The 8,074-nt window shown below is 63.4% G+C and carries 5 protein-coding genes and 1 pseudogene; all 6 read right to left on the bottom strand.

What is annotated here, in order from left to right; all coding sequences use genetic code 11:
- A pseudogene (locus tag A9G05_RS23695) lies at positions 1–338 on the bottom strand (RHS repeat protein); the annotation flags it as partial.
- A gap of 19 nt (positions 339–357) precedes the next feature.
- Positions 358–972 (bottom strand): RHS repeat protein, encoded by a 615-nt coding sequence (locus A9G05_RS23690; protein WP_069563287.1) that lies wholly within the window; start codon positions 970–972, stop codon positions 358–360.
- Between the two features lie 887 nt (positions 973–1,859).
- Positions 1,860–3,383, bottom strand: coding sequence for a DUF6531 domain-containing protein (locus tag A9G05_RS27465; RefSeq protein ID WP_139131237.1), 1,524 nt, complete (start codon positions 3,381–3,383; stop codon positions 1,860–1,862).
- A 616-nt stretch (positions 3,384–3,999) separates the two neighbouring features.
- Entirely contained in the window at positions 4,000–5,961 is a 1,962-nt protein-coding gene (gene mnmC / locus A9G05_RS23680; RefSeq protein ID WP_069563285.1) for a bifunctional tRNA (5-methylaminomethyl-2-thiouridine)(34)-methyltransferase MnmD/FAD-dependent 5-carboxymethylaminomethyl-2-thiouridine(34) oxidoreductase MnmC, read from the bottom strand.
- A gap of 85 nt (positions 5,962–6,046) precedes the next feature.
- Entirely contained in the window at positions 6,047–6,934 is an 888-nt protein-coding gene (mmsB, locus tag A9G05_RS23675; protein ID WP_069563284.1) for a 3-hydroxyisobutyrate dehydrogenase, read from the bottom strand.
- Between the two features lie 31 nt (positions 6,935–6,965).
- Entirely contained in the window at positions 6,966–8,069 is a 1,104-nt protein-coding gene (locus A9G05_RS23670) for an enoyl-CoA hydratase/isomerase family protein (RefSeq protein ID WP_069563283.1), read from the bottom strand.
- Positions 8,070–8,074 lie beyond the last annotated feature (5 nt).

Raw genomic sequence — 8,074 nt, 5'->3', positions numbered from 1 at the left:
CCGATGCTGACCGAGGCCAGCCAGCCCTGGGGCGTGTAGCCGAGGGTGGTGGTGACGCCGTTGGGGTCGATGACGGTCTGCGGGTTGCCGTAGCTGTCGAAGCGGGAGAGCTGGGTGACGTGGCCGAGGGCGTTGGTGACGGTTGTGAGGCGGCCCTGGGCGTCGTAGGCGTAGCGGGTGATGTCCTGGACATCGGTGCGCGGGCCGTCGGCGGTTTCGATCTGGCCGGCGGCGGTGTAGGTGTAGCTCCAGTTGCGCGATGCGGCCTGGAGGCCGGTGGCGGCGAGGGTGCCGACCAGGGCGAGCGCGAGGACGCTCAGGCGGTGCAGGGGGGTCATGGGCAAGTCCTTGTGCAGATCAGCGCTGGCTGACGCTCTGGCTGAGTTGGCGTCCTTGGTCGTCGTAGCGGTAGGTGGTCACACGGTCCGGCTCGGTGACGGTGAGCGGCAGGAACAGCGTCGGGTGCCACTCCGTAATGACGGTACGGGCCTGGGGCGTGCCGTAGGCCTCGGTGCGGGAGACTTCGAGGCCACGGTCGTTGTAGTCGAAGGTGGTGACGTGGCCCTTGTTGTCGGTGCGGGTCTTCACCAGGCCACGGTCGTCGTAGGTGAAGGTGGCGTTGCTGTTGGGGCAGTTGGCCGAGGGTTCGCCTTCGATGGCGGTGATGCGCCGCACGCCCTGGATGGTCTGGAAGCGGTAGGTGGTGCGCTTGCCAAGGGCATTGGTGACGGTGGAGGAGCCGTCGGCGTTGTAGGCCACGGTGACCTTTTCCGCACCGCCGGCGTGTTCGCTGGAGATGGCCCGGCCCTGGTCGTCGTAGGTCCAGGTGGCGTAGCGGATGCCGCGTTCGTCTGTTATGCCGGTGAGGAGGCCATTACTATAATGATAACGACGCGTGGAACTGCCACTTGGGTAGTCGTATATAGCGGACTCCAAGTTTCTTGAGAGGCTGTAGTTGTACTTGATGGTCATTGTTGGGGTTGTGATTTTTGTTGGTTGATGAAATTCATCTTCAGCGATTTTGAGTTCGTTGTTGAAGTTGTCGGTTAGTTTAATTCCTTGCCAAGAATGCTCAAGCTTAATTTTTTGTTTGGAACTATAAAGGTTAATTAGGTTGCCGTCGTTGTCGAAGTCATAGATATCATTGTTGGATGCGGTGTAAGTCCAGGTGTTAAGGTTGCGTGTGAGTTGTCCGCGCTCTGTTCTGAGTGGGTCGAATTTTTTGTCGCTTGGGATGAATGTTGCTTCCTTGCCATCGCTGAAGGTAATTTTTATTTTACTTGTGAGGTTTTGGAGTATGGCTGAGTAATTATGACGCCATTGGCGGTCTGAGCTGTTGTAGAAACGCTCGAATCTGATGTTGCTGTTTATGTCTTTCTCTTTTTGGAAATTGTTGCCGTTGGTCGCGTAGAATTGATCGTTGTTAATAGAGCAGGAAGGGTTAGGCGCAGCAGCACCTTTTTCCAGTTCAGCTATCTCGCACTCTCCATTGGAGGGGTTGTAGTTCGCTGGAGAGTGGCAGTTGTCTCCATATCGATAGGCTGTACCATAGAAACCTGCTTCAAAGCCGATCTTTCCGCTTCGGCGATTAGTTGTCTTGGCGAGACATTTAAATTGCCTGGAATTACTTGTCGCCTCTATGCGTACAAATTGATAGTGCCAGTCTTCGGTTACAGTGTTTAGCCACTTATGGTACGCAATGCATGATGCTGTTGGGGATGTATGGAATGGATGGCCAGCATATTGGTTATCAATTGTCCATTGGAAGTCCGCGGCATTCAGCGGTGTGGTGGCAAGGGAGAAGGAGATAATTAGGATGATACTGCCAGTTGTTTTTCGAGCTATAGGCGGCATATTTTCTATTCCCGGTCTGAGACTTTAAGACCTAATTGATGTCCTTGCTCATCGTACTTGTAGGTAGTGATACGGTCTGTTTCGGTGACGGTGAGCGGCAGGAACAGCATTGGGTGCCAAGTAGTGGTGACGGTGCGCGCCTGAGGTGTACCGAAGGCTTCGGTGCGGGACACTTCGAGGCCACGCTCGTTGTAGTCGAAGGTGGTGACATGGCCCTTGTTGTCGGTACGGGTCTTCACCAGGCCACGGTCGTCGTAGGTGAAGGTGGCGTTGCTGTTGGGGCAGTTGGCCGAGGGTTCGCCTTCGATGGCGGTAATGCGGCGGATGCCCTGGATGGTCTGGAAGCGGTAGGTGGTGCGCTTGCCAAGGGCGTTGGTGACGGTGGAGGAGCCGTCGGCGTTGTAGGCCACGGTGACCTTTTCCGCACCGCCGGCGTGCTCGCTGGAAATGGCACGGCCCTGGTCGTCGTAGGTCCAGGTGGCGTAGCGGATGCCGCGTTCGTCGGTGATGCCGGTGAGGAGGCGCGATCCTGGGCTGGAGTCGTAGTGATAGATGCGTGTTTTCTGCACGCCTCCCTGTGTCTTTTTCAATTGAGTCAAGCGCTCTTGGGAGTCGTAGACGTAGACGATCTGGAGTGCGTCCGTTGTAAGACTGACAGGTTGCAACTGGCCTAACACCGGCCCGCTGTTGCGGGTAGTGAAACTGAAAGAGTTGCCGTGTTCGTCTTTGACGACGGTTTTAAAACCGTCGTAAGTGAATAGCCATTTTGCCCCCGATACTTCAGTTTGACTGGACAGTCTGCCTTCCTCGTCAAAGAGAAAATGCTCATTTTGGGGCGAAGTGTATTCCCAAAAGCTGGCTTGCATTTTCAAATTTCCGGAATTGCTCTGCTCAGGGGTTGCTTCGTTATTGTTGATCTCAAAGTAATACTCTTTTCCATCTGCGGTTATCACTGTTGCGCTATTTTGTGATTTTCTTAGATGTGTTGAGTAGTTGTGTCTCCAGATTCCGTCTTGGCTGTTGTATGTTCTTTGGAATTGAAGTGGGAATTGCCCTGTAAGTATGAGGTCTGTCTCTATCTGGTACTTGTTTCCTGTAGAGAAATTAATTGGGTTTCCAACCGTTTTGCACGCTTTGGGGCTGTCAGGCTCGCCTTTGTCTTTTGTCAGATCGGGGATGTTGTCTGGCCTGCTACAGCTGGAAGGTGCTTGGGGCGCGTTGGGTTCATACCCTGGGGGGCATACCAATTTTATAGGGGCTGTCATGGGCGAGTGCCCACTGCCGCATTGCGCGTTAGTACTGGGTATACCGTTTATTGTTCCTGAGGTTTGCCACCAACTCCACTCCTTGAAGCTGCATCCGGTCATTCCATAAGCTGCTATCCAGAATCCATAGGCAGCTTTCTGCCACTCAATAGCACTCCTATAGCCGCCGTAGGAAAGCTCTGGCTTTCTAGTGCCCGCATTGGTGAGCGAGATAGTAAGCAGGCATAAACCTGCTGCTGCAATCGCATTCCATGAGCGTTTCATTAAAACTCCTTGTGGTCCTTATTCGCCTTGTCGCCTATTTGGCGTGAATTTATTTGGTACTTCTAACCGATGTCACTTATTTTCGTATCTATAGGGGTGATGAGGCTAGGTGCTTGAAAACCACCGGCAGAACTGGGTCGGGTGTCATTCTGTAGCAAGAGCTCCTGCCTGGTGTGCACCGAAGATATCTTCGGCACGGGTGATTTCGAGGGCAAGTTCTTCGTAAGTGAGTGTGGAGTTGCTGTTGGGTGAATGGAGACTTGAAGCCAGCTCCAACTAGCGGCATCCGTCAGATGCATAGCCAAGGCTATTAATTCAGGCAGATTAAGCCGCCAATTTGAAAGCCACCGAGCTTCTGGATCCTCCGTAGGAGAGCTCAGGTAATCGGGTTTCAGCCTGAAGGTCGGTGAGCGGAAACAGGCCAACCTCCCAGCAACCCACTCCCAGTGATTTCGATCCATGCAACCTCCTTGTGATCCAGGCGAAGCCGCCAAGGCGGGGCCCTGTGTTAGAGCGGCTGGCGGTGGTTCGCATCCCTGCGAACCGAACTCTACGATTTATCCGGAGAGGGTTCTGTGATGAGCCCCCGCAGGAACCGCGGTGGGCTCTCCCTGAGTCACTGCCCCCTGATCAACCGGCGCAGCAGGAAGCGGTTGGGGTGGCAGGCTTCGGCGACGTCGCGGGGGAGGGGCAGGGGTTCGTCGTCGAGCCAGGCGGCGAGCAGTTCGCCGGCCAGGGGGGCGGTGATCAGGCCGCGGGAGCCGTGGCCGCTGTTGAGGTAGAGCCCGTCGAGCCAGGGGGCGGGGGTGTCGGGCACCTGGCGGGCGTCGCGGGCGAGGACGGCGTAGGCCTCGGCGAAGGCGTCGGCGTCGCACAGCGGGCCCACCAGGGGCAGGTAGTCCGGGGTGGTGCAGCGGAAGGCGGCGCGGCCCTGGAGCTGCGCCGGGTCCAGTTGGTCGGTGTGCAAGCGGGTGCCGAGGTCGGTGGAGATTTCCCGCAGCAGGTCGAGGTTGCCGGCGTGTTCGGCGGTGGTGGGGGCCAGGTCCTGGCTGTGGAAGTCGAAGCTGGCGCCGAGGGTGTGCTCGCCGTGGCGCACCGGGGCGACATAGCCCTCGGCGCAGACCACCGTGGCCAGCGCGGCGCTGGCGGGGGTGGCGGGCAGGCGGGTGATCTGCCCGCGGATGCGCTTGAGCGGCATGCCGGTGGTCTGCGGGAAGCGCAGCACCTCGGCAGCGCCGGCCAGCACCACCACGGGTGCCTCGGCCAGCACGGCGTCACCGGCACGGGCCTGCCAGGTGCCGTCCTGGCGCACCAGTTCCAGGGCTTCCCGGTGCAGGGCGTGTTCGATGCCTGGCTGGGCGGCGAGCCAGCGGCACAGGGCGGGCGGGTGGACCCAGCCGGCCTCGGGGTAGAACAGGCCGCCAGCGGGGAGGGCGATGCCGGCCAGGGCTTGCGCCTCGGCCTGGTCCAGCGTGCGCAGCAGGCCGCTTGGGAAGGCCTGGGCGAGGGCGGCCTGGCGTTCGCGCTCCTTGTCTTCGAAGGCCAGTTGCAGCACGCCGCAGGCTTGCCAGTCCTCATTGGCCTGCAGGTGTTCGAGCAGGCGCCGGGTGTGCCCGAAGCCGCTGACGATGAGCCGCGACAGGGCGGTGCCGTGGGCCGACAGTTTGAGGTAGAGCACGCCTTGCGGGTTGCCGGAGGCTTCTTCGGCCAGGCCGGCGTGGCGCTCCAGCAGGGTGACCTGCCAGCCGCGCGCGGCCAGGCTGGCCGCAGTGGCGCAGCCGGCCAGCCCGCCGCCGATCACCAGCGCCCGGCGCGGGCCCTGGTGGGCCGGTGGGCGGGCGTACCAGGGGCGTTCGGCAGCGACCGGTGCGGCGTTGTAGCGGCCCCGGGTCATGTGCCACTTCTTGCCGAAGCCGGGGGTGCGCTTGATGTCGAAACCCACCGCCTGGAGGCCGCGACGGACGAAGCCGGCGCTGGTGAAGGTGGCCAGGGTGGCGCCGGGTGCGCTGAGGCGGGCGAGCTGGGCGAACAGCTCGGGCGACCACATCTGCGGGTTCTTGGCTGGTGCGAAGCCGTCGAGGAACCAGGCGTCGATGCGCGCGTCCAGCTGTGGCAGGCATTCCAGGGCGTCGCCCACCAGCAGGGTCAGCACCACGCGGCCGCCGTCCAGCAGCAGGCGCTGGAAGCCGGGGTTGATGGCGCGGTACTGCTGCAGCAGTTCATCGCCGAGGGGGGCGAGGGACGGCCAGAGTGCCAGGGCGCGGGCCAGATCGGCATGGGCGAGGGGGAATTTCTCCACGCTGACGAAATGCAGGCGGGCGCTGGACGGGGCCTGCTCGCGGAAAAGCTGCCAGGTGCAGAGGAAGTTCAGGCCGGTGCCGAAACCGGTCTCGCCGATGACCAGGCGACCGCCTTCGGGCAGCGCGGCGAAGCGCTCCGGCAACTGGTTGCCGTCGAGGAAGACATGGCGGGTCTCGGCCATGCCGGACTCGGGGGAGAAGTAGACGTCGCCGAACTCGCGGGACAGTGGCTGACCCTGCTCGTCCCAGTCGAGCAGGGCGTGATGGAAGTCGGACATGGGGCGCCCCGGTTGTAACGAAGCGCGCATGGTAGCCGATCGCATCGGCGCGGTGCGCTGCGGCAGGTCGACGCCTGCCCCGGCCTCACTCCGGGGCGAACAGCTGCTGCACCACGGAGAAGTCCTGGCGGCCCTTGCCCTGCTTGAGCAGCAGGCGGTAGAGCTGCAGCGCCAGGGCGCCCATGGGGGTGCTGCTGGCGCTGCGGCCGGCGGCCTCCTGGGCCAGGCCGAGGTCCTTGGCCATCAGCTCGGCCATGAAGCCGCCCTGGTAGCCGTTGCTGGCGGGGGCGTTGGGCATCACCCCCGGCCAGGGGTTGTAGCGCTCCAGCACCCAGTTGCCGCCGGAACTCTGGCGCATGATCTCGGCCAGCACGGCGGGGTCGAGCTGGTTGGCGACGCCGAGGGCCATGGCTTCGGCGGTGGCGATCATCTGCACGGCGAGCACCTGGTTGTTGCACACCTTGGCCACCTGGCCGGCACCGGCCGGGCCGGCGTGGAACAGGTTGCGTCCCATCAGCCCCAGCAGCGGACGGGCCCGCTCCAGGGCCTCGGCCTCGCCGCCGATCATGAAAGTGAGGGTGCCGGCGGCGGCACCGGCGGTGCCGCCGGAGACCGGTGCATCAAGCAGGGCGATGCCCCGTTCACGGGCGGCGGTGTGCACGCGCCGTGCGGCCTCGGGGGCGATGGTGGAGCACTCCAGCACCAGGGTGCCGGCGGGCAGCCCGGCCAGCAGGCCGTCGTCGCCGAGGTAGAGGCTTTCGACGTGGTGGCTGGCGGGCAGCATGCTGACCACCACCTCGGCGCCCTGTACGGCGGCGCGGGCGTCGACGGCGGCCTTGGCCCCTTCGGCCACCAACTGGTCCATGGCGGTGCGGACCAGGTCGAACACCTGCAGCGCATGGCCGCCCTTGATGAGGTTGCGGGCCATGGGCAGGCCCATGTTGCCGAGACCGATGAAGGCGATTGTTGTCATTGTCTTGCTCCTTGGGTCGCGTGGAAGGGGGCTAGAGGTCCGCCAGGGGGTGATCACCCTCCCAGGTGGGCTCGAAGTGGGCTTCGATCACGTTGCGCGGCACGCTGTCCACGTTCGGCCAGTGCCAGCGCGGGGCGTTGTCCTTGTCGATCAGGCGGGCGCGCACGCCTTCGGGGAATTCCGGGTGGCGGCAGCAGTTCAGGCTCATGGCGTATTCCATGCGGAACACCTCGGCCAGGGAGCGGTGGCGGGCGCGGCGGATCTGCTCCCAGACCAGGTGCCCGGTGAGCGGGCAGCCGGCGACCAGGGTGCGGGCGGCGCGGGCCAGCAGGGCGTCCTCGTCGTGCTGCAGGGCGGCGATGGCGTGCCAGGCGGCAGGCAGTTCGGCCACGTCCAGCAGGTCGTCGAGGCGGGCCCGGCGCGGCAGCCACTGGGCCTCGGGCAGGTGCGGGCGGGCGCTGGCTTCCAGGGCCCGCAGCAGGCTGGTGAGCTGGGCGCCGCTGTGTTCGCGCCAGTTGAGCTGGGCGAGGCCGTCCAGCAGGGCCTCCTGCTGCTCGTCCAGCAGGAAGCGGTCGGCCAGGCCCAGGTCCAGCGCATCACGGGCGTTGATGCTGCTGGCGGTGAGGCCGAGGAACAGGCCCAGGCGTCCGGGCAGGCGGGCGAGGAACCAACTGCCGCCGACGTCGGGGTAGAGGCCGATATTCACCTCCGGCATGCCCAGCCGGCTGGAGGGGGTGACGATGCGGATCGCCGCGCCCTGCATCAGGCCCATGCCGCCGCCCAGTACGTGGCCGTGGGCCCAGCAGATGAGCGGTTTGGGGTAGGTGTGCAGGCGGTGGTCGAGGCGGTATTCGTCGGCGAAGAAGCGCGCCGCCAGCGGCGGCACTTCGCCGGGGTGCTCGCGGCAGACTTCCGCCAGCCGGCGTACGTCGCCGCCGGCGCAGAAGGCCTTGGGTCCCCTGCCGCGCAGCAGCACGCAGACCAGGTCCGGGTCGCTGGCCCAGGCGTCGAGGCGGGCCTCCAGCGCTTCGATCATCGGCAGGCTGAGGGCGTTGAGGCTGGCCTCGGCGTCCAGGGTGGCGATGCCGATGCGCGCGCCGTCGCGGCCGTGGCGTTCTTCGAATTTCACGTTCATGGCAT

It is taken from the genome of Pseudomonas sp. ENNP23 (genome assembly GCF_001728945.1).
Taxonomy (GTDB): Bacteria; Pseudomonadota; Gammaproteobacteria; order Pseudomonadales; family Pseudomonadaceae; genus Metapseudomonas; species Metapseudomonas otitidis.
Note: the sequence above shows the minus strand (reverse complement) of the source record. Positions and strands in the feature narration are given on the sequence as shown.

What these genes read in the sequence shown, in the direction of transcription:
- A9G05_RS23690 (WP_069563287.1), bottom strand. Translation starts at nt 972, where the DNA reads ATGACCATCAAGTACAACTACAGCCTCTCAAGAAACTTGGAGTCCGCT.
- A9G05_RS27465 (WP_139131237.1), bottom strand. Translation starts at nt 3,383, where the DNA reads ATGAAACGCTCATGGAATGCGATTGCAGCAGCAGGTTTATGCCTGCTT.
- mnmC (WP_069563285.1), bottom strand. Translation starts at nt 5,961, where the DNA reads ATGTCCGACTTCCATCACGCCCTGCTCGACTGGGACGAGCAGGGTCAG.
- mmsB (WP_069563284.1), bottom strand. Translation starts at nt 6,934, where the DNA reads ATGACAACAATCGCCTTCATCGGTCTCGGCAACATGGGCCTGCCCATG.
- A9G05_RS23670 (WP_069563283.1), bottom strand. Translation starts at nt 8,069, where the DNA reads ATGAACGTGAAATTCGAAGAACGCCACGGCCGCGACGGCGCGCGCATC.